Here is a 25,668-nt window from a genome sequence, read left to right as displayed (position 1 = left end):
TGGTCACACTGGCGGCGACGCCACCAACACCGAGCCCGGATCAGCCATTACCGCCGCCGCGGCCACCGACCCCCGTAACTGCGGCTGCAGTATTAACCGGTTGAGATATCGAGGCCGGACGGGCAGACGTAGACGCAGAGCCCAGTGGATACCGAAAGGTAAGCACCCGTCGGTCGTTTGGCCGATCCAGGCGTTCGGTCCGCCAAGGACAAAGAGTGCAGGTGAGGTGAAGCGGGCAGATCGGATAGCAGAGTCTGACAGACGGGCCTCCCAAGTAGGGGCCACGCCAGCGGGACAACTCACGCAACGCGTCATTCCGAGCAGTTTCGGAAACCTGAGCGCAGCCGACGAGTAGCACCATCTGACCTGGCGTTTCGCGGAACGTTGTACGTTGACATGGCTCTGGCCTAGCTTTCCAGTCTTTCGGCGCTATTTCTTGTCTGCCGTCGGCGAACCCCTACTTACCGTCTCATGAGGGGTTGATGTGGCACGGACGCGACGCGGGAAAGGCTCGCCGCAGCATCACGACCGTCCTGGGAAACCGAGGGGAATAATTCGCCCGTTTCCACCCACCCAAATGACGAAGTCAGCGACGGCCGGCGTCGACTGGGTCGGTCCGTCACGACGAGGAGAGCAACCCGCGGCAGGGCGGTGCGCCGTTGAACGGCATTTTAGGTGGCGATGCCTCGGAGACGGCGGCCACGGACTGCGGACGAGATTCCCCGTGTGGCTGGGCCGGGCAGCGGGCAGGAACGCTCGGGCCGGCCCCATCTGCCGTGGGGCCGGCCCGTTGTCGTGCCGTGCTTTAGGACGGGGTCACAGATCGAGCAGGAAGTCGAAGTCCGTGTCCTTCGCGCCGAGCAGCCACGCCTTGGCTTCGGCCGGGGTGAAGACCTGGGGCGGACGACCAGGGTTCTGCGAGTCACCGATCAGGACGTACCCGTCCTTGACGGCGACCTGCACGCAGTTCCCGCCGCCGCCGCTGTACTTGGACACCGTCCACTCGACCGACGTGAGGTCGAACGAGGACGGGTCCGGCTTCGCTGTCACTGTTCTAGCTCCTTGATCCTTTTCTTGAGGCGCGTGCGCGTCTCGTCGGGGTCCAGCGCCCGCTCCCACAGGTTGGTGAAAGCCGCGGTGTAGCGCTGCACATCATCTTCCCCGTCGAAGTACAACGAGCTGACCATCGTCTCGACCCACACAACCTGGCGGGCGGCCTCCGGAAAGGCCATCAGGACGAACGGGCCCGCAGACCCCGGGTGCAATCCGACGGCGCCAGGCAGGATACGGATGGTGTTGCGAGGGTCTTGGGACTCCTCCAGAACTCGTTCCAATTGCCGCCTCGCCACGCTGAGGTCGTCGCCGACGATATGGAGCGCATGCTCGTCCACCAGGGCGCGAAACTCGGCGAGTGCACCCCCTCGCACCTGCTGCTGGCGGTCCATGCGGACGTCGACGAGTGCCTTGACCTCGGAGGGACGCAGATCGGGCCGCATCTGGGCGATAACCATGTAGGCGTATTCCTCGACCTGGCAGAGGCCCGGCCAGATGTCCCGTTCATAGTTGGACAGCACAGCGGCCCGGCGCTCCATCTTCAGGAAGCCCTCGAACTGCATCGGTCCCAGCAAGTGTGCGTTGCGTCGCCACAGGGCAGGACGTGGTCGACCGGCCGGAGTGGTGTCCGCCCCCAGTAGTGCCAGGATTTCTGAACTCTCGGAGTCGCTGGCCTGGTAGACCTCAAGCAGCGCTTCGATGAGATCCCGGGCCACACGTCGGCGCTGCCCTCGTTCGAGTCGGCTCAGCCCGCTCTTGTCGATCTTGACTCCGCGCCGGCGCAGCACTTCGTGGCCTGCAACGTCGCCCTGCGTGAGGTCCCGGCGTTCCCGCAAGTCCTCTAGGCGCAGGCCGACTTCACTGAGCGTCAGCGACCACGGCGTCTTCGCTTCTGGCATGGTGGCCAGTCTGACGGCTCGTCGCCCTCCCTACAAGCAATATGGTCGCGCAATTTGCTCGACCATATTGCTAACAGCTTGCCTTTGGGAGCATCCTAGCCAGGGTCACGAAGTGTGCAGCGCCCGTCGCCACGCGTGGAGGTCGCTCCGCTGCTCCGCTGTCCGCACACGCCCAGGGAGGGGCCGCCGCGATGCGTCGGACGCTGTTCAGCCTCCTGTTGAAGAAGCAGAACCTCACCACCTGGGAAGTGTTCTGCGTGCCCTACACGGCCACCGGCCGGGAGCTCGCCCGCGAGACCGGCAACCGCCGTCTCGCCACGGTCAGCCTGGGGCGTACCACGTTCGACCGATGGTCCTCCGGCAGCTGGTACGGCCGGCCCCGCGGTGAAGCGGCGCAGATCTTGGAGCGCATGTTCGGGCACCCCGTTGAGGTTCTGTTCAGCCCGGCACCGGATGCGAGCGAGTCCCGGGTGGCCGTGGGGTCGGTGGCAACGCAGATCGGATCCCGCTGGCCCAGTTCCAGCATGCTGATCCCCGCAGGCGGCCCTGCTGGGACCTGGGAGATCACCGGGCGCCACCGCCTGGACGGGACGAGCGCCGCAGTGCACCTTCTCCCGGTCATCAGGCGGGGCGAGGAAGTGAACCCCGACGACCTTGGCCAAGATGGCCAGCGCGACCTGGAGGGGTTCTTACGGCCGGCGCGCCGCGGATTCATCGTCGGTGTCGAGGAGCGACGTAGCGACCTGGACCTGTACGTCCGCGAAGCCGCGTCCGCCCGCAGGTCGGGCCGACCGGGACCGCAGTCCGCCAGAACCCTGTCAATTCCCTCGGCCTACCTCCTGGACGACCTCACGTACGGCATCATCTGGGCGCTCACTCAACTCGACGACGGCCTCCTGGCCGACGACCAAGTCCTCGACAGCGAGCGGCACCTCATCAGCACCTACCTGTCCTTACCGAGATCAGCGCCCAGCCAGTTGCTCGTAGACCTCACCGCCGCAGGCAGCAGCTGGATGGGGTCGGCATTCTGCGCCCAGCACATCCAGCAGGAGCTGGCCAACGCCACCGAGGTGCCTACCTTCTGGACACGCGAGCAGAGCGGGGAGGAAGCGGCCCCCTGGCTGTTCTTCAAACACAAGCTCGACTACCTCCAGGCGCTCACGCGCTTCCACAGTGCCTCTACGCAGACCGTCCGGGTCTTCTGCCTGCCTGAAGGTGAAGTCGCCCAGTCCGAGCGGTACGAGAGAGTCTTGCTGCTGTTGGCGATCGCGCTCATGGAACGCGTCGGTATCCGGGTGCGGGTAATACCGAAGCCGGAATACTCAGAGGTGGACGGCGTGGCCCTGGTCCCCGGTCAGCAAGCCGTTGTCGCCAACTGGGTGCGGGTTCCCGGCGGGGCGCTCTGGGCCGCCGGCAGCACGTCGACCCGGGGTGACCTACGCACGTACGCGGCAGCGTTCGCCGACGCACAGGGCAACGACGTCCTGTCGGGCGCTGCGGACTCGGCGAGCCGACTGCAGGCGCTCTCCGGCTACTTGGGCCTGGACTGGGACTGGTTGACCTCCCGTTGCCGCTCCCTGGGTGAGTACGGTGTCGCCGGACTCGTTCGACCGCGTAGCCGCCTGCTGACGGTGAACGCGCTGGATGAGACCCTGCTCTTCCTCGGCAAGCTCACGTCCGACCAATGAGACCTGTCCACGCCGCCCCCAGGCATGAAAGGCCCTTCGTGTCCTCTGCTGACCGTGATCCGCACCGCTCCGTTCTCGTCCTGGCCCTCGGCGGCACCATCGCCATGACGCCCACCGCCTCGGCGTCCGGGGTCGCGCCCACTCTGACCGGCTCCGATCTCGTTGCCGCCGTGCCTGGCCTCCAGGACACCGCGGTCACCGCGGAGGACTTCCGGAAACTGCCCGGTGCGTCCCTGACGACCAGCGACATCGTCGACCTGGTGGGCCGGCTGGAGCAGGCCGATCGTGAAGGCGTCGACGGGATCGTGGTCACCCAGGGCACCGACACCCTGGAGGAGACCGCGTTCCTGACCGACCTCTACTACCGGGGCAGCGCGCCGGTGGTCTTCACCGGGGCCATGCGCAGCGCCGCGTCAGCGGGGGCCGATGGTCCGGCGAACCTCCTGGCCGCCGTGCAGACCGCCACGTGTGCAACGGCACGGGAACAAGGCGTCCTTGTCGTCCTGGGTGACGAGATCCATGCCGCCCGGCACGTTCGGAAGATGCACACGACCAGTCCGGCCGCCTTCGGTTCCCCGGCGACCGGCCCGCTCGGCCGTCTGGTGGAGGGAAGAGCGCGGCTCCAGCGCGCCCTGAAGAGGACCGGAGCCGTCCCGCTGCCGCTCGGCGCCCCGGGCACCCCGGCCGAGGTGGAGGTCGTCACCGCGTCCCTGGGCAGCAGCGGGATCCTGCTGGAGGGGCTGGAGGGCAAGGTCTCCGGGCTGGTCGTGGCCGCCTTCGGTGCCGGCCACGTCCCCCGGACGTGGGTTCCCCGGCTGGAAGCGCTGGCGGCTGCGATGCCCGTCGTCCTCGCGTCGCGCATCGGCACCGGGCCCGTCCTTACCTCGACCTACGCCTTCCCCGGCTCCGAGAGCGACCTGTTGGCCCGGGGCCTGGTCTCCGCTGGCACGCTCGACCCGTACAAGGCCCGCCTGCTCCTGGTCGCCCACCTGGCCGCAGGTACACCGCGCTCGGAGATCGCCAAGGTCTTCCTCGACTACTCCTGATCCTGCCCCAACCAGCACGAAGGACGCCCCCGACCATGCGCTTCGCCCAGGTCCATTCCGGTCGGCAGTTTATTCTCGCCCTCGACCATGGGGAGGACCTCCTCGACGGACTCACGCGGTTCTGTGAAGACCAGGACATTCGCTCCGGATACATCCCGACGTTCGTCGGCGGGTTCCGCTCTGCGCGCCTGGTGGGCTCCTGTGAGCCCCTCGCTGACCCCGAGGCCCCCCTGTGGGAGGAGATCACCGTCGAGACGCTCGAGGCGCTCGGTGGCGGGACGCTCGCGTGGGATCTGGAGAATGACTGCCTGGCACCTCATATTCACGTCGCGGCCGGCATCAAGGGCGCGTCGGCCGACGGGCGGGTGTCTCACCTGCTCGGCGCGAAGGTGCAGTTCATCTGCGAGATCCCCATCGTCGAAGTCGTCGGCGACGTGGCGGGCCCGGCGCTGACGCGGCGCCGCGATCCGAACCTGTACGACGTCCCTCTCCTCGGCTTCGGCACGGCCAGCTGAGGGGGTCGTCTGCTGCCGGACCGGCAGCGGGCCCGAGCGCAACAGGCCCTGAAGGTGCTGGACGACGGGATTCCGCCCTACCTCCGCAACGGGGTGCCCTGCTGAACGGGGACGGATGCGCGCCCGCCTCGGCTGGTCACCTCCACGGAGAGGCTGCGGTCCTCGGTAGGGCTCACGGTGCTTCGGATGCGGCGGAAGACCTCCTCGATCACCGTCAGGTCTTTGGTGCACAGGGGCTGGCCGAGAGAGTCAAAGTACCGGCCTACTTGTTGCCGATCGCCCACGCCGACGATCACCACTGCGTTCTGCACCTGGTGAAGGATGAACCGTAAGGCCACCCGCAGCAGGGCATCAGCGGACGAGCCAAACCGCTCGGACAGTACGGCGAGGCCGTGCGTGATAGCCGATGTCTGCGCCTGCGTCCGGTCGTCCGCCAGGCTCTCCGTCCGCGGGCGGCGGCCGGCGAGGACGCCGTTGGCCAGCGGAGAGGCGATCAGCAGGCCGACGCCGCGTCGGGCGGTGAAGGCGCCAAGGTCCTCGCCGTCTCCGAGGTCGGCCAGCGGGAGCAAGCCGCTCGCCTGCGTCCAGACCACGTCGGGGCGGATCTGGTCGAAGAGGTCCAGGAAGCGGCCGATAAGACGGGCCGAGGAGCGGCCATCCGGGCCGCGCAGACCGATCGCTCGTATCTGGCCCAGATCCCGTAGCACGCGCATCTGCTCGACGACGGGGCCGAGGTAGCGGTCGCTGTTGCCGAAGTCGTACGACTCAAGGGTGTAGACGGCGAGTTCGTCGAGGTAGAGGTTCTCTAGAGTCTGTTCGAGCTGGTGCCGCAGGCGAGGACCGGCGTATGGGTGGGGAGCAGAGCCCCGGACTCGGCCGACCGTGCTGGACACCCGCACGTTGTGGCCCGGGTTCTCCTTGAGGATCTTGCCGATGAGCCGCTCGGCGTGGCCGTACCGGTGGCTGTCTGCCGTGTCGATGAGTTCCACACCGGACTCCACGGCGCGGCGCAGCCCGTCGAGCAGTTGCGCGTCGTCCGGCTGAACGGCGGTCGGGGCCCACCGGGAGGTGCCTGTGCCGATGCCCAGAGGGCCCAGGAACAAGTCCCGGGCCACGGGGCGGTGGGTGAGATCGTTCGGCAGCATCAGTATGTGTCACCCGCTCGATGCAGAAAGACCGCGACGACTCGTTTCCCCGCGTCGTCATACTGAACCCGCCAGGCACTTGCCAGTGCGTTCACCAGAAACAAGCCTCTCCCGTTCACATCGTCATCGTCGGCCCGTACCGGATTCCGTGGCACCGCGGCCGTGTCCCGGCCGCCGTCGCGGACCTGGACAACCGTCCCCCACGGGTACAGATCGAGGGAGATGCCGAGAGCCTCTCCGGCGTGCTCGAGGGCGTTGCCCACCAGTTCGTCGGCGACCAGCACCACGTCGTCCTTGTACTCCTCGTCGGGGGTCTCCGTGAGCGCGCTGCGGACTATGCGGCGGGCGGCGCTCTGCGGCGCGTCGAGGCCGCGGAGGTCGAGCGCGGCATGCTTCACGGCGCCGCCGGCGGCGCGACCTCGGCCGCGTGCCAAGGCCGTACTGGTGGGACCAAGCACGGGATCACTCCTCGCTGCGTTCGCGATGCCGGACTGGCAAGTCCTGGTGAATACCGTGGCCCATCACGCAGCGCTGGCGACAGCGAAAACGGCCCCCCACTTCTCCCCACTTCGTCGCCGGGCTCGCGAACTTACCGAGGCGGGACGACAGTCACAGAGAAAAGGATCCGCCCAAAGGATCGGTCTTTACGCAGCTCCCCCGGCACACTGCGACCACGAACAAGGCGCCCTTTGCACCCGATTCCGACCGCGTGCTGACGCCAATAGGAGTGCTGAGAGCGGCTTTTAGCTGCCAGAACGCAAATGGGGGGACCCTTCAGCCCCACTATCCCACCCGCGAGCGCTTTTATCACCGTTCACGCATTTCAGTCAAGCACTTCCAGTGAAGTGGGGTGAAGTGGGGGCGGCGCGGCCGACCTCCAGCGGTGGGCCCTCACACAAGCCTCGACACACTGACTAATGACCGAATTCACCCCTTTTGCCTGCGGGGCCAGTGACGCGTGGGCGAAATCCCGACTGTGTTCGCCGATGTCGAAGTGGGGAGAAGTGGGGGTCCGTTTTCGCTACCGACAACGCCCCCAAGGGGCAACGCTATTCACAGGTTCACGCAACGCCAGGCACACGTAATTCGGCTGGACAGCACCACCTGCCCGCCCGTTGTCTGCCGCGGCGAGGGCTTCCCCCGGCGGCAGCCGATCCCTTCCCTTCTCAACCCCCGTGCCATCCCCACGCAGCACCGCTTCCCCCAAGGATTCGCTATGTGCCAGCACAAGCCCGCCTGCCCCTCCGCCCAGGCCACGGACCGCGAGGCCGCCACCATGGTCTCGGCGCACCCGGACCAGGGCTGGTCGCTTCTGTGCAACGGCGTGGTGCTCTTCGATGACATCGCCGAGATCCTTCCCGACGGGAAGATCGTCGCCCCTCGTCGAGTGACCGGCGCCGTGGCGTGTGCCGCCGCATGACCAGCCATCGGTATATGCAGGGTGGCCTTCCGGTGCCGTACGTGACCGCGTGGACCGCGGAGACGCACACGGTGCCCACCGTGGTCCTGCACCGCACCAGGCAAGGAATCGGCTACGCGGACGAAATGCCGTACGACCGCGACATGGAAGGCGTGCTGTGGATCCGGCAGGCCATCGCTCCGGGGTCTGGCAGGGCATTGTTCCCGACCATCCACGCTCTGCGCCAGCGGCGGGCGATCAGCCGAATGCTGTGTCAGGTGTGCGGCACCGACACCCTGGAGCAGGACCCGGAGCGGCAGTTGTTCCTCCTCAAGGACGTCGGCCGGCCGGTGGGCAAGGGAGAGCTGACCACCGCCGCACCGGTCTGCCCGCCGTGCGCGCTCATCGCGGTCAGGCACTGCCCGCATCTGCGCAAGCACGTCGCGGCCTGGGTCGAGCGGCCGGTGAACTGGGGAGTCACGGGCATTCCGTATGACCGACGCACTCTGCTGCCCGTTCCCGGCGACGACCTCGCCATGGTCGCCTACGACGACCCCGCGATCCGCTGGCTCGTGGCCACACGTCAGGTGCTGTCGCTCGAAGGCTGTACCGCCGTGGACCTGAGTGACCTGAGCGCGACAGGCGGTGCCCGATGACCGAGGTATCGACGTGCCCCTCCCCCGGTATCCGGCTGCGCTCGCCGGGACTTCGGCCCCGTCCGCCCCGTGCACCGCCGTTGGCGTCGGACGAGCCGCACATCACCCCCTGCTACCCACCCGCGCTCCCTGCCCCCGCAGGCATCGGGGCGCCCGCACCTACTGAGACGGATATTCCATGGCTGGGCGTATCGAGGACTACGCACTCATCGGGGACATGCAGACCGCCGCCCTGGTATGTCGGGACGGCAGCGTGGACTGGTTGTGCCTGCCCCGCTTCGACTCCCCGTCGGTCTTCGCCGGGCTGCTCGGCACCACGGAGAACGGCTTCTGGCGTCTGGGACCGGCCTGCGCCGACGGGGTGAAACCGCCGACCGCCGACCGGCGGGACTACGACGGGGACTCGCTGATCCTCCGCTCGGAGTGGGACACCCTCCAGGGCACCGTACGCGTCACGGATTTCATGCCGCCGCGGGACGGCGCCCCTCAGCTGGTCCGGATCGTCGAGGGCCTAAGCGGCCAGGTGAAGATGCGCTCCGCGCTGCGGATGCGGTTCTCCTACGGCCGCGTGACGCCGTGGGTGAACCAAGTCGGTACCCGCACCGCGGCCGTGGCCGGGCCCGACTCGGTCTGGCTCGACGCCTCAGTGGCCTCGCGGGGTGAAGACCGCACGACATATTCCGACTTCAGCGTTCGGGCCGGCGAGCGAATCGCCTTCACCATCAGCTGGCAGCCCTCCCACAAGGGCGAGCCCCCGCTCCCGGAGCCGCATTCGGCGCTGGAGACGACCGCCGAATTCTGGCGCGAGTGGGTCGGCCAGTGCACGTACAGCGGTCCGTACCGCGATGCGGTGGTCCGCTCGCTGATCACACTGAAGGCGCTCACCTACGCCCCGACCGGCGGGATCGTTGCCGCCCCGACCACCTCCCTGCCGGAGGAGATCGGCGGGGTGCGGAACTGGGACTACCGGTACACCTGGCTGCGGGATGCGGCCATCACGCTCTCCTCGATGTTGCGCACCGGCTACCGCGAGGAGGCGCGCGCTTGGCGGGACTGGCTGCTGCGGGCGGTGGCCGGGGACCCGGAGAACCTACAGATCATGTACGGCATCGCCGGCGAGCGCGAGCTCGCCGAGGCGGAGCTGGATTGGCTGAACGGGTACGAGGGCTCTACCCCGGTCCGTATCGGCAACGGAGCTGCCGGCCAACTCCAGTTGGACGTCTACGGCGAGACCGTCGAGGCACTGCACCTGGCCGAGGAGGCAGGGCTGGCGCCGAACGACCACACGGCTGCCCTGCAACTCAAGATGATCGCCTACCTGCAGGACCACTGGAGGGAGCCGGACGAGGGCATCTGGGAGATTCGCGGCCCGCGTCGGCACTTCGTCCACTCCAAGGTGATGGCCTGGGTCGCCGTCGACCGCACCATCAAGCTGATCGAGGCCGGGCGCGCGGTCGGGCCGCTCCAGCAGTGGCGCGAGCTGCGGGATGACATCCACCGGGACGTCTGCGAGAAGGGCTTCGACCAGGAGCGGAACACGTTCACCCAGGCGTACGGCTGCCGCGAGCTGGACGCCTCGTTGTTACTGATCCCCCAGGTCGGCTTCCTGCCGCCCGAGGACAAACGCGTCATCGGCACGGTCGAGGCGATCCAGCGGGAACTGTCGACCAAGGACGGGTTCATCCTGCGGTACCGCACCGCCGGCCCGAAGGCGGGTCTGGACGGGCTGTCCGGTGACGAGGGCGCCTTCCTGGCCTGCTCCTTCTGGATGGCCGACGACCTCGCCATGATCGGCCGCATCGACGAGGCGCAACAGCTGTTCGAGAAGCTCTTGGCCCTGCGCAACGACCTGGGATTGCTCGCCGAGGAGTGGGACCCGCGGCTCAAGCGCCAGGTTGGGAACTTCCCTCAGGCGTTCAGTCACGTGCCGTTGATCGACACGGCGCTGCGGCTTCAGCGCGCCCGTTCTCTTGCGGAGGCGGCATGAACCCGCAAAATCCGAGGGTTTTCGATCTGTTCCGCGCCTGCGCCGGCCCCGAACTGAGGCTGTTCCCCGTGGGTGCCCGCTTCGAGGTCCTCACACTGCCCGAGGGCGCTGTCCGGGCGGTGATCGGAGTGCTGGCCCACCACGAACCGCATCCGGTCGGTGCGGCCATCGCCGCCGACGGCGGGTGGAGCCTGCTGCTCCCGCCCGGCTCCCACTGGGAGGTGTGGCCGCCCGGAGCGAAATACCAGAACACGGGCTCGTTGGTGGTGCCGCCGGTGATCGGAACCCAGAACGGCTCGCCGCGGTGGGCGAGGTTAGGCAACGCGGCCGGACGCGCATTCACGGCCCCGCTCCTTCTGAGTCTGGCACTGGCCGCGATCAGCGCGCGCGAGGAAAACGACAGCGGTCCGGCGACGGTGCCGCCCCGCGTTCCGACACCCGAACTCGTATGAGGACCTCCTGATGACCGCCTCGATACAGGACGCCGCGCTTGCCCTGCTCGCGCCGGGCTTCGTCTGCGCGACCGTTGCCGCCGTCCGCTACCGCCGGACAGCACACAGCCACGGCACCGACAAGACCGAACTGGAGGAGGTCCTCCAACGAGCGCAGAGCCTTTCCGCTCTGCGGGACCAGGAGATACAGCACCTGGCCACGCACAGGCTTCCCGCGCTGGCCGGGGAGCTATGGGGCGGCTCCGGTGGCGACGCTGGGCAGCCGCTCCACCCTGAGCTGGCTGGCACCGTGTTCGCCCAGGCCGAGAAAGAGATCCTTCAATACTTCGGCACCCTTGCGGAGCAGGCGTCCACTCGCGCGGAGCAGGCTGCCCAGGCTGCCGTGCAGTCCGTGACACGAGCGCTCCAGGCGCTGGTGTACGAGCAGCAGCGGGCGATCAGCTCGATGATCGACCATCACGACGACGAGAAGGTCCTGGCCGACGCCTACGAGATCGACCACGCCTGCAGTCAGCTCGCCCGCAAGGCCCAGATCGTCGGTCTCCTGGTCGGCGCGTGGCCGGGACGACAGCGGGACGACACCCCGTTGCTGGACGTCGTGCGCGGGGCCGAGTCGCGCATCAAGGATTACCGCCGGGTGCGGATCACCGGGGAGCCCACTGAGTACGTCGGCAGCACCGTCGTCGAGCCGGTCGTCCTGGCCGTGGCCGAACTCCTGGACAACGCCGCCCGCAACTCGCAGCCGGGAACGACCGTGGAGGTGTACTTCGTCCACGCGCACAACGGCGTCAGCATCGTCATCGACGACGCCGGCATCGGGCTGACCCCGGAAACCCGCGCTGACGCCGCGCGGCTGCTGACCGGGAAGGAACCAGTACGCCTGACGCAGCTGCGCAACCCGCCCCGGCTCGGGTTCCTCGGCATCGGCGCGCTCGCCGAGCGCTACGGCTTCCACGTCTCCGTGGCACAGCAGTCCGACCACGGCGGCGTGCGCGCGATCGTCCACCTCCACCGCGGCCTCCTCGTGCCCGCCCCGGCACCGGCCGCACCGCAAGCGCAACTGCAGACGCCGCAGCCGAACACCGGCTTTGCCCCTTCCGGCTCTTCCCCGCACCCGCCGGAGGCTCCCCAGAACAGCGGCGCGTATCCAGTGGCCCACGACGGCCTGCCCATGCGCCGCCGCGCCAAGCGTGCGCACGGCCAGCCCGCCACCCAGCCTGCCAGCCAGCCGCCAACCGACGGCGGACGCAACCTCGCCGCGTTCATCCGCGGCACACGAGCTCCCCACAAGAACCCCGACGAGGAGAACACCCAGTGAGCGCCACTTCCGCACCCTCCGCTGACCTGAGCTGGATCCTGGACGAGCTCGTCAACGTGCCGCACACCCGGCACGCGGTGCTGCTGTCCGCCGACGGCCTGCTGACCGCCGCCTCCTCCGGCGTCGACCGGGAGTTGGGCGAGACAGTCGCCGCGATCGCCTCGGGCATGCAGTCCCTCAGCCGCGCGGGGGCCGCCTTCGCCAGCGGTGACCCCAACTCACCGTGGGAGCAGACGCTGACGCAGTTCGGTAACTCCTTCCTCGTCCTCATGGCCGCGGGCGACGGCAGTTACCTGGCCGTCGGCGCCGACCGGGACGCGGACATCGCGGATGTCTCCTACCGCATGCTCAAGACGATCGACCGCGTCGGTCAGACCCTGGCAATCGCGCCGCGGCAGGACCGGACCGGCAGCGCGTGAACGGGCCCCGAGCCGGCGGCGGAGACCGGCTGGTCCGGGCCTACGTGGTCACCGGTGGCCGAACCGCCGCCGCGCGCAACCACTTCGACCACATCACCCTGATCAGCCTCTCCGCCTCCTCCCCCCAACTCGACCGCACCCGACTGACCCCCGAGCACCGGGGCGCTCTGGACCTGCTGTCCGTCAGCGCCTACTCGGTCGCCGAACTCGGGGCGCACCTGGTCCTGCCGCTGAGCGTGATACGGATCCTGCTGGCCGACCTCATGGAGTCCGGCCACATCACCACCCAACGACAGATCACCCACACCACTGGGCTCGACATCAAGCTCCTGGAGGACGTCCTTGCCGGGCTCCAACGCCTCTGACACCCGGGTGGCGCCGCCCCTGCGCGGCAACGAGCGCACAGCGAAGCTCCTGATCGCCGGCCACTTCGGCGCGGGCAAGACCACGCTCGTCCAGACCCTCTCCCAGATCACCCCGCTCAGCACCGAGGAGGTGATGACCAGCGCCGGCGTCGGCACCGACCACACCGACCTGCCGGGCAAGACCAAGACAACCGTCGCCATGGACTTCGGCCGGCTCTCGCTCAGCGACGACCTCGTGCTCTACCTGTTCGGCGCCCCCGGCCAGAAGCGGTTCTTCCCTGTCCTGCGGGACCTGTCCTTCGGCTCGCTCGGCGCGCTGGTCCTTACCGACACACGCCGCCTGACCGACACCTACCCGATCCTGGAGCTGATCGAGGGCCTCGCGCTGCCGTACGCCATCGCCGTCAACGCCTTCGACGACGCCCCGGTCCACACCGACGAGCGACTGCGTGAGGTCATGGACCTCGAGCCCTCGACACCGCTGGTGACGTGCGACGCGCGCGACAGACGCAGCTCCACCGACGCACTGATCGTCCTGATGCGCCACCTATTGTCCCTCGCCCCGGAGGCATCCCGTTGACCACGCCCCAGCCCGCATCCGGCCGCTGCCCCGCGCACGCCGGCGAGGCCGCCCGGCCCGACCGCCCCTTCCAGCCGCTGCCGATCTACGGTCCCGAGTTCAACGCCGACCCCCACGCCACCTACGCGCTGCTGCGCGCCCAGGGCCCGATCGCCCCGGTGGAGATCTCCCCCGGCGTGTGGGGCTACCTGACCACCACCTACCGCTCGGCGCTGTACCTCCTGCGCAACACGCCGAACCGGTTCGCGAAGAACCCCCGCCACTGGCAGGCGCTGGCCAATGGCCAGGTCCCGCCCGACAGCCCGGCGCTGATGATGATGCAGCCGCGCGACAACGCGCTGTGGATGGACGGCCATGATCACGCGCGGCTGCGCCACGCGATCACGGGGAGCCTGGCCCGCGTCGACACCCACGCCCTGGCGGCCACCGTCACCCAGATCGCCGACCAGCTCATAGACGCCTTCGCCCCGACCGGTGTCTGCGACCTGGTCGCCCAGTACGCGGACCCGCTGCCGATGCTGACGATGATCGAGGTGTTCGGCAGCCCGCCCGAGATCGGCCGACGCATCACCACCGCCATCGCCCGCCTGTTCGACACTGACCAGGACGCCGCGACGGCCAACGCCGACCTGGAAAACGCCTGCCTGGCCCTAACCCATCTAAAACGCGGAGCACCCCAGCGGGACATCACCAGCTGGCTGATCGAGGCCAGTCTCAGCGACGAGGAGATGGTGCAGACGATCCTGCTGGTCATCGGGGCGGCCACCACCCCGAGCAGCAACCTGATCACGAACGCCGTCCAGCGGATCATCACCAACCCCCGGTTCGCCGGCAGCGTCCACGACGGCGTCCAGCCCGTCTCCGACGCCCTCGACGAAGTCCTGTGGACCGACCCCCCGGTCTCCAACTACAGCCCGCTGTACACGCTGGGCCAACAAACCTTCGAGGGCATGGTGCTCCAGCCCGGTTACCCCATCCTCGTCAGTTTCGCCGCGGCCAACGGCGACCCTTCCCTCAACCTCGCCCCCACCTCCTACGCCGGCAACCGCGGGCACCTCGCCTTCAGCGCCGGCGTCCACGCCTGCCCCGCCCCCGACCTCGCCCGGATCATCGCGGAGACCGCCATCGAGCGCGCGCTCGACCGCCTGCCGCACCTAGCCCTGGCCACCACCCAGTTGATCCGCCGCCCCGGCACATTCCACTCCGGCTTCACCGCTCTGCCCGTCCGCTTCCAGCCCGCAGCAGCCCTCGCCCCGACCGGAAGGTGACCGACATGACCGCGCAGACGCCCGCCCGCTGCCCGTACCGGATCGACGGAGCCGGCACCGACATCCACGCCGAGGCCACCACCCTGCGCGCCCTCGGGCCGGCCACCCACGTCGAACTGCCCGGCGATGTGGCGGCCTGGAGCGTGACCGACCCCGACCTGATCCGACGGCTGCTCACCCACCCCGACATCTCCAAGGACGCCCACCGGCACTGGCCCGCGTTCATCAACGGGGAGATACCCGCCGACTGGCCGCTGCGGGTCTGGGTCGAGGTCCGCAACGCCCTGAGCGCTTACGGCAGCGAGCACACCCGTCTGCGCCGGCCGCTGGCGGCCGCGTTCAACCCGCGCCGGGTCCGCGCCCTTCGCCCGCAGATCACCTCGATCACCCGCCAGCTCCTGGACGAGCTCAGCGACACTGCCCCGGACGAGGTCGTCGACCTGCGGGCCCGCTTCGCCTGGCGGCTGCCGCTGCTCGTCGTCAACGTGATGCTCGGCGTCCCCGAGGAGCTCCACGACGGCTTCCGGGCCGCGATCGGTGCCCTGTTCGACACCTCCCGCAACGAGCAGGAGGCCGCCGCCGCGTATGCGGAGACGTACCGGCTGCTGAACCTGCTGGTGGAGACCAAGGGCAAGCAGCCGGACGACGACGTGACCTCCACGCTGATTGCCAACCATGACAGCGGGACGCTCAGCCGCCAGGAACTCCTGGACAGTCACATGCTGGTCATCGGCGCCGGTCACGAGACCACCGTCAACCTCCTCGACCACGCCGTGGCCAACCTGCTCACCCACCCCGACCAGCACGCCCTGATCGCCTCCGGCAAGGCGGCCTGGGAGCAGGCCATCGAGGAGACGCTGCGGCACCAGGCGCCCATCGCCAGCATCATCATGCGGTTCCCCACCCGCGACATCGAGGACGAGCCGACCGGCCTGACCTTCCGGCAGGGGGACGCCATCGTCATCAACTACGCCGCAGGCGGCCGCGATCCGCATGTCCACGGCGTCAGCGCCGACGCCTTCGACATCACCCGCACCACCGCACGGGAGCACCTGGCGTTCGGCCACGGCCCACACTTCTGCCCCGGCGCGCCGTTGGCCCGGCTGGAGGCCGCCATCGCGCTGCCCATGCTCTTCGACTCCTACCCGGACCTGCGCCTGGCCGTCGATCCGGAGGAGCTGAAGCCGCTGTCCTCCTTCATCTCCAACGGCCACCGGCATCTCCCCGTCCGCCTTCGACCCACGGCCGATTCCTGACCACTCACCCCACCACCACGGCCTGTGGCCGGAAGGGAAGACGCATGGCTGCCACCCTGCGCTCACTAACCGAGTTGACTACCTTGACGCCCACCGAGAGGCGCGTCGCCGAGGAGATCGCGGCCGGTCTCAGCAACCCAGGAGGCCGCCGCCGAACTCGGGATGCAGTCCGGCACCCTGGGCCGGCACGTCATGAGCATCGGCCTCAAGTTCGGCGTCAGCTCCCGTCCGGCCAAGGTCCACGCGGCGCTGGCCAGCGGCCAGGCCCCCGCTCCGGAAGCGCCGGACACCGTCCCGGCCTTCACCGAGGACGAACTGCTCCTGGTCCGCGGGGTCGCCACCAAATCGGATAGCGACGAGATGGCCGCAGCCGCACGCATCGCCCCGGCCTTGGTGACGACCCGCATCCGCCACCTCGCCGTCAAAGCCGGCGCGCTCAACTCCAGCCACCTAGTGGGCATGGCCCACGCCTGGCAGCTCCTGCACTCCGCGACGACCCCCAAGCCGGACACCTCGGCCTCGCCTTCCCCGCCATGCTGCCGGACCATCGCGCCTCCGGAGGTACGCAGTGACGACGCCCGACCAGCACCAGCCGCAGCGGCCCGACCGCGCCCAGACCCTGATCCAGCGCGCTGAGGCCGCCAGTAAGAACCGGCGGACCGCCCGTTCCACCGCCGCGACGCAGCAGGGGCTGGCGGGGGCCGGCGCCGCGATGCTCACGGACCAGGCCAACACCCAGGTGCTTGAGCGGATCGTGGGCGCCCACGGGTGGCCCGGCCGCAGCCTCGTCGGCGAGGAGGCTGCGCGGGCCGCGCTGACGCTCGCGCTGAACGCCGATCAAGACCCCCGTGCCCAGAATGGATTCCTCCGCGCGGTCCATGAGGCCGCCCGGCAACGCGAGGTGAGTGCGAGCCAATGGGCGCGCTTGTACGACCGGTGCCTGGCGCGCGACGGGAAACTGCAGGTCTACGGCACGCAGCACCGCCGTCGGCCCGACGGAGAGCTGGAGCTCTACCCGGTCCAGGACCGCGATCAGCTCGACGTCCGGCGTGCACAGGTCGGGCTGCTTCCCCACGCAGAGCAGTTCCGGCTGCTGCGCGAACGCCTGGCGGGCGGGAGCGGTTCGTTACCGGTCCCGGTACCGGAGCACGACGAGGACCTCGCCTTGGCCGGGAGTAATCCGTGAGCAGGGCCAGCGGCTGCAGCCGACTCGCACGGGCTCCGCCCCAGGGAGCCGCTGAACGCACGGAACCCAGCTGGTACCACTTCGATCTTTTCCCTGACTCCACCGGGATGGGGCGGCGCGATGATGAGTCCGAGATCAGAGAAGGCGGAGCGCAACGAGGTCTTACTCAAGCATCTGGAGACGCTGGACTGGTCGATCAGCGGCTTCGCACGCCGGATCGCCGCACGCTGTGAGGCGATCCGTTTGCCCTACGCAGTGGCCACTAGCACCGTCTCTCGGTGGTGTAAGGGCGCGACGCCCGGCGAGGACCTCGCAGCCGCCGCGTGCCATGTACTGTCGGCAGCGCTGCACCGGGTAGTGACGCCGGAGAGCTTAGGTTGGCCGTCCGACACCGGCCTGGTCGCGGCGCAGTCGTTGGAATACCTGGACGTTCCCAACGCCGTACGCATGCTGTCGAAGCTGTGGGCCCTGGACGCCATGCGCCGGCGCAGCGTGGTCAAGAGCGCGTTCTCACCGAGCGTGTTTGGTCCCGCGTCGCGCGAGGCGCTCGTGATGCCGGCGGACGCCGCCATCGGTGGCCACGGGCAGCACAGGGTCACCGCAGCGGATATCGACCTGCTTGACGAGCAGACTCGGTTGTACGGCAAGCTGGACTCCCAACACGGCGGGGGCAAGTTCCGCAGTGTGTTCGCGTCGATGATGGACACGCACGCAACACCGATGTTGAACGGGAGCTTCTCCGCACGGACCGGTCGCCGACTGTACGGCAGCGTGGTGGACGCGGTTCTTGCGATGGCCTCGATGGCCTACGACGATCAGCTCCCCGGTTTGGCGCAGCGCTACGACCTTCAGGCGATGCGGCTGGCACAGGCGATCGGCGACCGCGCCCGCATCACTCGGGTCCACATCCACCAAGCCCGGCTGGCGGCAACGCAGGGCGGGCAGGCGGATGTGCTCGCTCACGCGCGCAGTGCTGTGCTGGCGGCCGAGGGAGCGCCTCCCCTCGTCAGGGCCTATGCGTGCGTGACCGAAGCTCGAGCATGGGCGCTGAACGGACAGCCGGATCAGGTCGTGGCGGCGGTGAAGCGGGCCCGCGAGTTCTTCGCCCGCGCGCAGAGCAGCACCGGTCCGGCCTGGCTGGAGTGGTTCGACTTCCGTGAGCTGGAGGGACAGACGGCGTGGGCGTTTGCCGTTGCCGGGCTGGCCGAACAGGGGGCGCAGGCCCTGAAGGAGGCGTCGGTCCTTTCATCGGACCGGACACGCGACATGGTGGAGCTCCTGATTACCGAGGCCGAACTGGCGCGGCTGCGCGGCGACTCGGCCGAGCACGCGGCTGTGGCGAAGCGCGCCTCCCAGGCGTCCAAGCATCTGATGAGCCGTCGGCTCTCCGAGCGGCTCGACCGCCTGAAGGCAGGCGAGCCGCTGCGAGGCTTCTGACCACCTCGGCCCGCACTGGAGACACATCCGTACGCCGGGGACCGAGGCCGCCGTGTCGTGGCCCGGCGCTGCTCCGGAGCACGCCGACACAGGACGCTGGACAGCCTGCTGGAAAAAGCTCGTGTCCAGTCCGGATGCCCATGATCTGGCGGTCCGAGGCCAGTTGGGACTACGCGGCGCGGAAGCGCTTAATTACGCTCGTCGTCGGTGGTCTGCGTGACCGCGTGCTGGGGGAAGTCTCAGCCGCCTGCACTGTCGGGCCAGGTGATCTTGGCAGTGATCTCGCACGGCGGCCGTTCAGCGAAAGCGCCGGACGGACACCGGGTACCGACGTACAGCCAGCCCAGAAGCTGCTCCCTGTCGGCGACGCCGAGGTACTTGCGGACCTGGGGCGCCTGGACTGCGGACCCAGTGCGCCAGATCGACGCCCAGCCGTAGCCGTGCAAGAGCAGCGACAGTGTGGTGACCATGCCCGTGGTGGCGGCCAGTTGCTCCCATTCGGGAATTTTCGAATGGTCGGGCACAGGGCAGTGGACGACAGACAGGAGCAACGGGGCGCGCAGGGGCTTCGTGGCGGCACGCCGGGCCTGCTCCGGCGAGGCGGCGGCTTCGGCGAGCACGTCACCGAGTCGGGCCCGCTCGTTCCCGGTCACCGCGACCAGCCTCCGCGGGCGAAGTCGCCCGTGGTCCGGTGCGGTGGCCGCGGCCTGGATGAGTCGCTCCAGGTCGTGGCGGCCAGGCGCGGGCTCGGTCAGTCGGGGGGCGCTGCGCCGGGTGAGGACCGCTTCCAGAACCGGGTTCGGGGGCTGGGTCATCCGGCCACCTCCCGGGTGGGGTCACGCTCGGGATCGTCGTGCGCTCCCGGCGGGGTCATCCTCGGGTCGTCGCTGGCCACGCGCCTGAGTATCGGGGCGGTGGCCGCGGTAGTGATGACGGTCATGACCACCAGGAGGGTGAACAGCGCCTCGCTGATGACACCGCTCTGGAGGCCGATGCCGAGCACGACGAATTCGGTTAGGCCGCGGCAGTTCATGAGCGTGCCAACAGCGGCCGACCAGCGCCAGTCGGAGCCGGTGAGTCGGGCTGCGCCAGCCGTGCCGCCCCACTTGCCGATGACGGCGACCGCGAGGATCGCCGCTCCCCAGCCCCACTGTCCGGCTGGCAGCGTGGAGAAGTCGGTGTGCAGGCCGGTGTCGACGAAGAATAGCGGCAGCAGGAGCGGCAGAAGGACGGCGCGGAAGCGCGCAGCGCTGCGCTCGACGGCCGGGAGTCCACGAGGTGCGGTGACGCCGAACAGGAAGGCGCCGAAGGCGGCGTGCACGCCGATCTGGTCGGTGGTGTAGGCGCTGAGGCACAGTCCGGCGAAGAGCAGGACCAGGACGAGGTCGTCGGAGGTTCGGCTGGCGCGTTCGAGCAGTGCGCGCAGCAGGGGGCGCAGGACGACGGTGAGGCCAGCAGCGAAAATGACGGTCAGGGCGAGGGTGGTCAAAGCCGACAGGACGGTGCCAGAGGTGGACAGGGCGACGACGGTGGTGAGCAGGCACCAGGCGAGGGCGTCGTCGGTGGCGGCGCAGGCCAGAGCGAAGGCGCCCAAGGGCGTGGTCTCCAGGCCGCGGTCGGCGAGGATCCGTGCGAGGACCGGGAATGCGGTAATGCTCAGGGCGACGGCGACGAACAGGGTGAACGGCAGTCGTCCGACGCCGTAGGGCGCGAAGTGCGGGTAGAGGGCGGAGGCCAGCGCGGCGCCGAGGGCCATGGGGAGCAGGACCCCGCTGAGGCTGACTGCGGCAACCGAGCCTCGGGTGGTGCCCAGGCTGCGGAGGTCGAGTTCCAGTCCAATCAGGAAGAGGAACGCCAAGAGGCCGAGGTTGCCCAGGGCGGAGGCGATGGGCAGGACCGAGGGAGGCAGGATGTGGTGCTGGACGCTGGGTGCGAGCCAGCCGAGCAGTGAGGGGCCGAGCAGGATCCCTGCCAGGATTTCGCCGATGACCGGCGGCTGGCCGAGCAGCCTGACGGCGCGCCCGCCTGCCTGGCAGGCGAGGACCACGACCGGGACGGCGAGGAGCACAGGCAGCAGCGGGTCGGACACGGCAGCTCCAGGAGTCGGGGCGGATGGCCGCACCGCGGCCAGGCGGGGAGAGAGCGGATCAGGCGCGGATAAACGGCAGGGTGGTGCAGCGAAGCGAGCCGGGGATCCGGGTGACCTCGGAGTAATCGACGGTGAGGACCTCGAGTCCGCGCGCGGCGAGCTGCGCTGCGATGCGGTCGCTGCCGGCGGCGACGATCACGGTGCCCGGCGCGATCGCCAGGACGTTGGCCTGGACGGCACGGGCCTCGTCGTTGGTGACGTCGATCAGGTCAAAATGCTGCTCGAACCAGTGCAGTTCGGCGGGGGGGAAGACGCTGCGGTGGATAAGCGCGGTGCCGGGAGCGACGATCGTGAAGTGGTCGTCCAGGTGGACGATACCGTTGACGGCGAAGTGCACCGGGCGGACCTCGCGCGCGACCCCGTGGTGGGCCAGCGCCCGCTGCAGCGCCCTCACGCCCGTGGGGGACGTCTCCTCGCTGAGGCCGACCAGGACGGTGCCGGTATGCAGGATGACGTCACCGCCCTCGATGGTGCCCTCGTCCAGGTGGGCAACGTGCGTGGCGTCGTCCAGGAGCGGGGCCAGCGCGTTGGCCTCGGGAACGCGGTGCGCGGAGTTCAGGCGTGCCAGGACGATGACGTGATCGATGACGAAGGCGATGTCGCGGGGGTAGTGCTGGACCGGACAGCCCGGCGACTGGTCGAGGAGGGTCACCTCCGTGCCGCGGCTGCGCAGCAGGCCGATCAGGGTGTCCTGCTGGGTGCGGACGGTGGCCGGGGCGTACGGCCTCCAGGAGCTGGTGGTCTTCTGGCGGGTCAGGACGGGATGGACTTCGGGGCCGTCGAGGTCGGGGGTGACGTCGCCGGCATAGCGCATGGCAACATGGCGCAGGGCGCCGTACTCGCTGGTGGCATGCGGAGTGAGCACGATGAGTTCTCCTGGGCCGGATGCTGGACGGGTCGGACGGCGGAGCCGGACGCGGCGCAGACAGTCCCAGGCAGGACGGGTCCCGGGGGCTGGCAGGTCAGGGCTGCCGGCCCCCGGAGGTCTCGCGGGTGTCAGCCGACGGGGCTGTTCTGAGTGTCCGGGACTTGAGGCAGCCAGTGCACGGCGTCGTCGCGGAAGGACTGGTTCACGGGGACGAGGTCGGCTCCGCTGGTGTCGTCCAGGGCCGTGACGACGATGCCGAGCTCCGGGACGTCGCTGTCGATCGCCGCGAGGCGGCTGCCGCAGTGGGGGCAGAAGCCGCGCTGGGCCTCGCCCTCGAACGTCTCGAACCAGGTCGGCTCGATCCCGTTGGTCCACGTGACATCGTCCGTTGCGAAGCCAGCCCACCACATCATCGGGCCGCCGCCGAGCTTCTGGCAGTGCGGACAGCTGCACGTGTGCGGGTAGACGGCCTTGCCCTTGACGGTGAATCGGATCCGCCCGCACAGGCATCCGCCGGAGCGCTCTTGTACGGCGGCGACGATGTCGGGGGTGGCGTTCATCAGTTCATCTCCCAGGCACGGTGGGTGAGTTGAGCCCACCAGTGTGTCATCCCCTCGGTGATCGTCAGGAAGCCGTCCATCGCCTGGGGCAGCTCGACATGGAAGAGTTCACTCTCCTTGATGAACCGGGCCAGGCCCTCAATGTGTGCGGCCTCGACGCTCAGGCCGCCGACCTGGGCGGCCTCGTGCCCCTCGTCGAGGTGGAGCTCGTAGTAGTAGTGCAGGGCCTTCAGCTCGCTGCCGCTGCCCTGGCCGGTCAGCTCGCCGTAGCGGTTGGTGATGTCCCGCAGGATCTCGGTCTCGGCGATCGCCACGGCCTCGGTCGCGTAGTAGGCGCCGGCGATGAAGCTGGGCATGTGCGAGCCGACCATCCACTGGTGGAGGTTGACCAGCGTCTCGGTCTCGCGGGCGGGCACGTGGCCGTTGACGAGGAGCCCGAGGTCGGACAAAAGCGCGTTGGTGTACAGAACGTAGTGCGCGGGAACCTTGCCGCGCTCGCCGCCCTCCTCCAGGTGGTTGCGGCGCAGCTCGTGCGCGAGCTCGGGGCAGAAGCCCTCCACGCCGGTGGCGGCCGCCTTGAGGAACTGGGCGTTGTAGCGGGCGAACACCGAGAGCTCCTCGATGTACATCCGGGCCTGACGTACGTTGAGGTCGGCGGCGCCGACCTTCTCGGCGATCTTCCCGTAGGCCCAGTCGATCATGGGAGCCAGGTGCGCGGTGACCAGGGCATCGCCGGAGGTGAATTTGCCGAGCAGGGTGCCGTTGACGGCGCTCTGCGTCTCGGGGTTGGCCTTGAGGTAAGCCTGGATGAGGCTGTTGTCGGGGGTCATTTCTCGGTGTCCTCTGTGTCGGCGGGGCGGGGCGTCAAGTGCAGGCCGCCGGTGGCTCCCAGGGTCCGGACGGCCGCGAGTAGTTCCGGGCTGTCGGGCAGGGTGATCGCGGCGCCGTCGTTGAGCGCGGTGACGGTGTCCTGGTCCAGGGCCGCGACGTCGAGGGCGATGCCCGTCTGGTGGCCGCGCAGCAGGACGTGATGGGTGTCGTCGCCGCTGTTGAGGATGGTCACCTGGTAGGGGGCGATCAGGGTGATCTCGGCGCCGGGCGCCACCTGCTGGGGGTCGAAGGCTTCCGCGGCTTCTTGGCGGGCGAGGTCGCCCTCGACCAGTTCCCAGCCGCCGTTGCTGAGCAGTGTGGCCCACCGCTGTTCGGCGTGCTCGCGGGACGCCCCGCGGACGCGGTCGGCGGCGATGTGCAGGAGCTCGCGGCCGACGCCAGCCAGCCGGTCGGTGACGGAGCCGGGACCCGCGGCCACGTCAGCCATCGCGGAGGGTTCATTGAGCGCGTCGTCGGGTCCGTCGCCGGCCAGCTCGGCGAGGACGTCCGGGATGATGCGGCTCTGCAGGATCTGCGCGTATGGGTAGGTGTACAGCGGCATCGCCACCGAAACGGAGAAGGTGTCCTGGGTGCCGACGTGGAAGACCCTGCGGGGCAGGAACAGGGCATCGCCTGGCTCCAGCAGGAAGTGCTCGGCCTCCTCCAGCAGCGCGCGGTAGTCGCCGTAGGTGGGCTGTTTACCGCCGGTGAGCTTCTCGTACTGCTCGGCGGGCCAGCAGTAGAAGTTCTTGGCGTTGGGGCCGAGGTGGACGAGGAAGGCGTCCTCGTAGCCCTCGTGGATCCCGAACGCGGTCCCGCTGTAGTTGCCGACGAAGGCGACTTGTTCAGCGCCGCCCAGCGGCAGGCCCCACCCATCGATGACGCTCTTCAAGAAGGTGCCGAGGCCGGCGGCGAGGGCGGGGCTGACGGTCTCCAGGTTGTTGATGACCAGGGAGAACCGCTCGGCGGCGGCGAGGTCCTGCATCCACGGCACGAAGGCGTCCACGCCCCCGTCCCAGGAAGGGGCGGTCAGCGCCTGGGGCAGGAGGTCGTCGCGTCGTTCCTCGCCGACATAGACACGCGCGTGCGCCTTGATGCCGGTGCCGTCAGCATGGGCCCCGCGGATGGCTTCGAATCCCGCTAGGACGTCGTCCGGGCTGGCCGCGGTGGCGGGGATGATGCCTTTGAAAAGGAAGGGCGTGGTCCGTCCCGTGGTGTGGTCGGGGAAGGTGCCGGTCCAGAATGCCTGGTCGGGCGGCCAGGGGTAGGCAGTGTCCATCAAGAAGCTCCTGACGTCGGGGGCTGTCGTGATCGGGGCGGGAGAAGAGGCTCGGTGACTAGGCGCCAGGGTCAGCTGAGGTAGTCCTCGGGGCCGCCGCGGCGGACGGTGTCCAACGTGAAGCAGTGGAACCCGCCGCCGAACAGGCGCCGGTGGCGGTGGCGGACCGGGACGACGGTGAATCCGTGTCGCTCCAGAACCGTGATCAGCTCCGGGTAAAGGGAGTTGACGACAACCGTGTCCTCGTCAACGGACAGCAGGTTGATGTCCATGTACCGGCTGCCGATGGGGATGACGAAGCCGAGGCCGGTGTAGTCCGGGAAGTTCCTGTCGTCGGTCTCCGGGGCGTAGATCACGTCCCAGGACTGCATTGCCTCGGGCAGGTACTTGAGGTATTCCGGCGAGCGCAGCAGCATCAGGCCGGGGCGTAGCGGGACTAGGACGCTGTCAATGTGGTTGTCGGCCATGGCATCCAGGCGGTGGAACCGCAGGTTGCGGACGTTGTCCCGCAGCCAGCGCAGTGCAAGTTCGTGGTTGTGGTTGGCGACGTTGACCAGGACGTCGCGGCCCAGCCGCATGCACTGCGCGCCGTCGAAGACCATCTCCAGGCCCAGGCCCTCGATGCTGCTGGCCGTCTCGCCGTCGGTGGCACGGCTGACGTCCAGGCCCTGGCGGGTGAAGTAGCTGGTGTCCAGGGAGTCGCTGGCAAGGGCGGGCCGCGGCATGCTCAGCCAGTTCGCTCCGGCCTCGTAGTAGCGGTAGAAGGTTGGCTTGAGCAGGTCGTTCTCGAAGATGCGGGCGCGGATGTGGGGTGCGGTCTCCACGATGGTGTTGCCGAGAATGATGGTCTGGTCGCGGACGTTGAGGGGTGGGGTAGCCCTCGCGTCCCAGTGCGGGGAGCGGATGTCGACGTCCTTGCCCGGGACGGCGGGTCGCAGGACGTTCACCCCGCAGCCGGTCAAGGCGTTGGCCAGGCCGGAGATGTCCTCGCTGAGCTCGTCGGTCAGCTGTGAGGGGATCGGCAGGAGTTCCTCCCCCGAGGGGGTGGTGTGCCGGCCGAAGACGGGGGCGACGTTGTCGTAGAAGAACAGCCGCCACGAGGGTTCCGTGTGGTGGGCGTTGTAGTGGTCGGCGCGGCCGAGGACGACTTCTTCGAGCCGGGTGAACTCGTCGAAGCTGTTCAGGGCCGGCGGCGGGACGGAGGTGGGCTGGGGCATGGTGGGCCGCCTCCTCGGCGGCGGGCGACGGCGCGACCCTGTACTGGCGCGCGCGT

The 25,668-nt window shown here is 69.1% G+C and carries 27 protein-coding genes; 16 read left to right on the top strand and 11 right to left on the bottom strand.

The window, feature by feature from the left end:
- Positions 1-816 precede the first annotated feature (816 nt).
- Both ACFYZQ_RS37445 and ACFYZQ_RS37440 read right to left on the bottom strand, forming a co-directional pair.
- Positions 817-1,050 (bottom strand): DUF397 domain-containing protein, encoded by a 234-nt coding sequence (locus ACFYZQ_RS37445; protein WP_355910715.1) that lies wholly within the window; start codon positions 1,048-1,050, stop codon positions 817-819.
- Positions 1,047-1,952, bottom strand: a complete 906-nt coding sequence (locus ACFYZQ_RS37440) for a helix-turn-helix domain-containing protein (protein ID WP_389158079.1) — start codon at positions 1,950-1,952, stop codon at positions 1,047-1,049. The genes ACFYZQ_RS37445 and ACFYZQ_RS37440 overlap by 4 nt, the downstream gene beginning before the upstream one ends.
- Before the next feature lie 191 nt (positions 1,953-2,143).
- Here ACFYZQ_RS37440 and ACFYZQ_RS37435 point away from each other — a divergent pair, with 191 nt between their 5' ends.
- Genes ACFYZQ_RS37435 through ACFYZQ_RS37425 form a run of 3 tightly spaced genes read left to right on the top strand, consistent with a single transcriptional unit; the run spans position 2,144 to position 5,201 of the window.
- Complete coding sequence (locus ACFYZQ_RS37435; RefSeq protein WP_389158076.1) at positions 2,144-3,640, top strand: hypothetical protein; 1,497 nt, start codon at positions 2,144-2,146, stop codon at positions 3,638-3,640.
- Positions 3,641-3,678: 38 nt separating this feature from the next.
- Positions 3,679-4,686, top strand: a complete 1,008-nt coding sequence (locus ACFYZQ_RS37430) for an asparaginase (RefSeq protein ID WP_389158073.1) — start codon at positions 3,679-3,681, stop codon at positions 4,684-4,686.
- A gap of 35 nt (positions 4,687-4,721) precedes the next feature.
- Positions 4,722-5,201: a PPC domain-containing DNA-binding protein gene (locus tag ACFYZQ_RS37425; RefSeq protein WP_389158070.1), complete on the top strand. Its 480-nt coding sequence runs from the start codon at positions 4,722-4,724 to the stop codon at positions 5,199-5,201.
- A gap of 77 nt (positions 5,202-5,278) precedes the next feature.
- Here ACFYZQ_RS37425 and ACFYZQ_RS37420 read toward each other — a convergent pair whose 3' ends face one another.
- Both ACFYZQ_RS37420 and ACFYZQ_RS37415 read right to left on the bottom strand, forming a co-directional pair.
- A complete protein-coding gene (locus ACFYZQ_RS37420) occupies positions 5,279-6,346 on the bottom strand; it encodes an aldo/keto reductase (protein WP_389158067.1) in 1,068 nt (355 codons plus the stop codon).
- Complete coding sequence (locus ACFYZQ_RS37415) at positions 6,346-6,744, bottom strand: ATP-binding protein (protein WP_389158064.1); 399 nt, start codon at positions 6,742-6,744, stop codon at positions 6,346-6,348. Before ACFYZQ_RS37415 ends, ACFYZQ_RS37420 begins: the two co-directional genes overlap by 1 nt.
- Before the next feature lie 818 nt (positions 6,745-7,562).
- Between ACFYZQ_RS37415 and ACFYZQ_RS37410 the strand changes: the two genes are divergently transcribed.
- The 13 genes from ACFYZQ_RS37410 (at position 7,563) to ACFYZQ_RS37350 (ending at position 18,669) form a co-directional block, all read left to right on the top strand.
- Positions 7,563-7,766, top strand: a complete 204-nt coding sequence (locus tag ACFYZQ_RS37410; RefSeq protein WP_389158061.1) for a DUF5999 family protein — start codon at positions 7,563-7,565, stop codon at positions 7,764-7,766.
- Positions 7,763-8,401 carry a hypothetical protein gene (locus tag ACFYZQ_RS37405; RefSeq protein ID WP_389158058.1) on the top strand — a complete coding sequence of 213 codons (639 nt, stop codon included), beginning with the start codon at positions 7,763-7,765 and terminating at the stop codon, positions 8,399-8,401. The genes ACFYZQ_RS37410 and ACFYZQ_RS37405 overlap by 4 nt, the downstream gene beginning before the upstream one ends.
- 178 nt (positions 8,402-8,579) lie before the next feature.
- Entirely contained in the window at positions 8,580-10,388 is a 1,809-nt protein-coding gene (locus ACFYZQ_RS37400; RefSeq protein ID WP_389158055.1) for a glycoside hydrolase family 15 protein, read from the top strand.
- On the top strand, positions 10,385-10,840 hold the full coding sequence (locus ACFYZQ_RS37395) for a hypothetical protein (protein WP_389158052.1): 456 nt from the start codon (positions 10,385-10,387) through the stop codon (positions 10,838-10,840). Before ACFYZQ_RS37400 ends, ACFYZQ_RS37395 begins: the two co-directional genes overlap by 4 nt.
- A gap of 10 nt (positions 10,841-10,850) precedes the next feature.
- The gene (locus tag ACFYZQ_RS37390; RefSeq protein ID WP_389158049.1) at positions 10,851-12,158 is read left to right on the top strand and encodes an ATP-binding protein; all 1,308 of its coding nucleotides are present in this window, start codon (positions 10,851-10,853) and stop codon (positions 12,156-12,158) included.
- Positions 12,155-12,577, top strand: a complete 423-nt coding sequence (locus ACFYZQ_RS37385; RefSeq protein ID WP_389158047.1) for a roadblock/LC7 domain-containing protein — start codon at positions 12,155-12,157, stop codon at positions 12,575-12,577. Before ACFYZQ_RS37390 ends, ACFYZQ_RS37385 begins: the two co-directional genes overlap by 4 nt.
- Positions 12,574-12,942 (top strand): DUF742 domain-containing protein, encoded by a 369-nt coding sequence (locus ACFYZQ_RS37380; RefSeq protein WP_389158044.1) that lies wholly within the window; start codon positions 12,574-12,576, stop codon positions 12,940-12,942. Before ACFYZQ_RS37385 ends, ACFYZQ_RS37380 begins: the two co-directional genes overlap by 4 nt.
- Positions 12,920-13,522 (top strand): ATP/GTP-binding protein, encoded by a 603-nt coding sequence (locus tag ACFYZQ_RS37375; RefSeq protein WP_389158041.1) that lies wholly within the window; start codon positions 12,920-12,922, stop codon positions 13,520-13,522. The genes ACFYZQ_RS37380 and ACFYZQ_RS37375 overlap by 23 nt, the downstream gene beginning before the upstream one ends.
- Positions 13,519-14,790, top strand: coding sequence for a cytochrome P450 (locus ACFYZQ_RS37370; protein WP_389158038.1), 1,272 nt, complete (start codon positions 13,519-13,521; stop codon positions 14,788-14,790). The genes ACFYZQ_RS37375 and ACFYZQ_RS37370 overlap by 4 nt, the downstream gene beginning before the upstream one ends.
- Positions 14,791-14,795: 5 nt before the next feature.
- Entirely contained in the window at positions 14,796-16,046 is a 1,251-nt protein-coding gene (locus tag ACFYZQ_RS37365) for a cytochrome P450 (protein ID WP_389158035.1), read from the top strand.
- A 192-nt stretch (positions 16,047-16,238) separates the two neighbouring features.
- Positions 16,239-16,682 carry a hypothetical protein gene (locus ACFYZQ_RS37360; protein WP_389158032.1) on the top strand — a complete coding sequence of 148 codons (444 nt, stop codon included), beginning with the start codon at positions 16,239-16,241 and terminating at the stop codon, positions 16,680-16,682.
- On the top strand, positions 16,615-17,232 hold the full coding sequence (locus ACFYZQ_RS37355; protein ID WP_389158029.1) for a DUF6624 domain-containing protein: 618 nt from the start codon (positions 16,615-16,617) through the stop codon (positions 17,230-17,232). Before ACFYZQ_RS37360 ends, ACFYZQ_RS37355 begins: the two co-directional genes overlap by 68 nt.
- Before the next feature lie 120 nt (positions 17,233-17,352).
- Positions 17,353-18,669 (top strand): transcriptional regulator, encoded by a 1,317-nt coding sequence (locus ACFYZQ_RS37350; RefSeq protein ID WP_389158027.1) that lies wholly within the window; start codon positions 17,353-17,355, stop codon positions 18,667-18,669.
- Positions 18,670-18,908: 239 nt separating this feature from the next.
- Here ACFYZQ_RS37350 and ACFYZQ_RS37345 read toward each other — a convergent pair whose 3' ends face one another.
- The 7 genes from ACFYZQ_RS37345 to ACFYZQ_RS37315 all read right to left on the bottom strand — a co-directional run bounded on the left by ACFYZQ_RS37345 (position 18,909) and on the right by ACFYZQ_RS37315 (position 25,612).
- Positions 18,909-19,484 (bottom strand): nitroreductase, encoded by a 576-nt coding sequence (locus ACFYZQ_RS37345; RefSeq protein ID WP_389158025.1) that lies wholly within the window; start codon positions 19,482-19,484, stop codon positions 18,909-18,911.
- Entirely contained in the window at positions 19,481-20,758 is a 1,278-nt protein-coding gene (locus ACFYZQ_RS37340; RefSeq protein ID WP_389158023.1) for a cation:proton antiporter, read from the bottom strand. The genes ACFYZQ_RS37345 and ACFYZQ_RS37340 overlap by 4 nt, the downstream gene beginning before the upstream one ends.
- Positions 20,759-20,816: 58 nt before the next feature.
- Entirely contained in the window at positions 20,817-21,683 is an 867-nt protein-coding gene (locus ACFYZQ_RS37335; protein ID WP_389158020.1) for a dimethylarginine dimethylaminohydrolase family protein, read from the bottom strand.
- 131 nt (positions 21,684-21,814) lie between these two features.
- Positions 21,815-22,246, bottom strand: a complete 432-nt coding sequence (locus ACFYZQ_RS37330) for a GFA family protein (protein WP_351960010.1) — start codon at positions 22,244-22,246, stop codon at positions 21,815-21,817.
- Positions 22,246-23,076, bottom strand: a complete 831-nt coding sequence (locus ACFYZQ_RS37325) for a DUF3865 domain-containing protein (RefSeq protein WP_389158017.1) — start codon at positions 23,074-23,076, stop codon at positions 22,246-22,248. Before ACFYZQ_RS37325 ends, ACFYZQ_RS37330 begins: the two co-directional genes overlap by 1 nt.
- Positions 23,073-24,395, bottom strand: a complete 1,323-nt coding sequence (locus ACFYZQ_RS37320) for a JmjC domain-containing protein (protein ID WP_389158014.1) — start codon at positions 24,393-24,395, stop codon at positions 23,073-23,075. The genes ACFYZQ_RS37325 and ACFYZQ_RS37320 overlap by 4 nt, the downstream gene beginning before the upstream one ends.
- A gap of 71 nt (positions 24,396-24,466) precedes the next feature.
- Positions 24,467-25,612 (bottom strand): inosamine-phosphate amidinotransferase 1, encoded by a 1,146-nt coding sequence (locus ACFYZQ_RS37315; RefSeq protein WP_389158011.1) that lies wholly within the window; start codon positions 25,610-25,612, stop codon positions 24,467-24,469.
- Positions 25,613-25,668 lie beyond the last annotated feature (56 nt).

The sequence above is a fragment of the Streptomyces sp. NPDC001843 genome, from assembly GCF_042891955.1.
Classification (GTDB): Bacteria; Actinomycetota; Actinomycetes; order Streptomycetales; family Streptomycetaceae; genus Streptomyces.
The sequence above is the reverse complement of the archived record's forward strand: the minus strand, read 5'-3'. Positions and strand labels throughout refer to the sequence as shown.

Coding starts and splice junctions, on each gene's coding strand:
- ACFYZQ_RS37440 (WP_389158079.1), bottom strand. CDS start 1,952: ATGCCAGAAGCGAAGACGCCGTGGTCGCTGACGCTCAGTGAAGTCGGC.
- ACFYZQ_RS37435 (WP_389158076.1), top strand. CDS start 2,144: ATGCGTCGGACGCTGTTCAGCCTCCTGTTGAAGAAGCAGAACCTCACC.
- ACFYZQ_RS37425 (WP_389158070.1), top strand. CDS start 4,722: ATGCGCTTCGCCCAGGTCCATTCCGGTCGGCAGTTTATTCTCGCCCTC.
- ACFYZQ_RS37420 (WP_389158067.1), bottom strand. CDS start 6,346: ATGCTGCCGAACGATCTCACCCACCGCCCCGTGGCCCGGGACTTGTTC.
- ACFYZQ_RS37410 (WP_389158061.1), top strand. CDS start 7,563: ATGTGCCAGCACAAGCCCGCCTGCCCCTCCGCCCAGGCCACGGACCGC.
- ACFYZQ_RS37405 (WP_389158058.1), top strand. CDS start 7,763: ATGACCAGCCATCGGTATATGCAGGGTGGCCTTCCGGTGCCGTACGTG.
- ACFYZQ_RS37400 (WP_389158055.1), top strand. CDS start 8,580: ATGGCTGGGCGTATCGAGGACTACGCACTCATCGGGGACATGCAGACC.
- ACFYZQ_RS37395 (WP_389158052.1), top strand. CDS start 10,385: ATGAACCCGCAAAATCCGAGGGTTTTCGATCTGTTCCGCGCCTGCGCC.
- ACFYZQ_RS37390 (WP_389158049.1), top strand. CDS start 10,851: ATGACCGCCTCGATACAGGACGCCGCGCTTGCCCTGCTCGCGCCGGGC.
- ACFYZQ_RS37365 (WP_389158035.1), top strand. CDS start 14,796: ATGACCGCGCAGACGCCCGCCCGCTGCCCGTACCGGATCGACGGAGCC.
- ACFYZQ_RS37360 (WP_389158032.1), top strand. CDS start 16,239: ATGAGCATCGGCCTCAAGTTCGGCGTCAGCTCCCGTCCGGCCAAGGTC.
- ACFYZQ_RS37350 (WP_389158027.1), top strand. CDS start 17,353: ATGATGAGTCCGAGATCAGAGAAGGCGGAGCGCAACGAGGTCTTACTC.
- ACFYZQ_RS37345 (WP_389158025.1), bottom strand. CDS start 19,484: ATGACCCAGCCCCCGAACCCGGTTCTGGAAGCGGTCCTCACCCGGCGC.
- ACFYZQ_RS37330 (WP_351960010.1), bottom strand. CDS start 22,246: ATGAACGCCACCCCCGACATCGTCGCCGCCGTACAAGAGCGCTCCGGC.
- ACFYZQ_RS37325 (WP_389158017.1), bottom strand. CDS start 23,076: ATGACCCCCGACAACAGCCTCATCCAGGCTTACCTCAAGGCCAACCCC.
- ACFYZQ_RS37320 (WP_389158014.1), bottom strand. CDS start 24,395: ATGGACACTGCCTACCCCTGGCCGCCCGACCAGGCATTCTGGACCGGC.
- ACFYZQ_RS37315 (WP_389158011.1), bottom strand. CDS start 25,612: ATGCCCCAGCCCACCTCCGTCCCGCCGCCGGCCCTGAACAGCTTCGAC.